The sequence below is a fragment of the Massilia genomosp. 1 genome, from assembly GCF_011682185.1.
In the GTDB taxonomy this organism is placed as follows: Bacteria; Pseudomonadota; Gammaproteobacteria; order Burkholderiales; family Burkholderiaceae_D; genus Telluria_A; species Telluria_A rubra.
This window is the reverse complement of the sequence record NZ_WHJF01000677.1, coordinates 1-245: the sequence shown is the minus strand read 5'-3', so window position 1 is coordinate 245 and position 245 is coordinate 1. Positions and strand designations below refer to the sequence as shown.

At 66.1% G+C, this 245-nt stretch carries 1 pseudogene; it reads left to right on the top strand.

Annotation, left to right across the window (positions count from 1 at the left end):
- Positions 1–245 (top strand): annotated as a pseudogene (locus F1735_RS35210) (IS481 family transposase); the annotation flags it as partial.

The window sequence follows — 245 nt, the reverse complement described above, 5'->3', positions numbered from 1 at the left end:
CACAGTTTGGCGCCGGCGGTCATTGCCGCATTGCGCGCACAATACGATGCCCATCCTGGCTGGACGGTGCAACTGCATTTCGACAATCTGAAGGTCGCGCTGCAAGGCACCGCACTGCCGTCGTACCCGACATTGCGGCGCTACCTGCTCGCTCACGGTATGCACAGGCAGGCCCGCCTGGCGCGCACCAGTGCTGGCGCGTTGGCCGCGCGCGACCGGCTCGAACAGCTGGAGGTGCGCAGCTA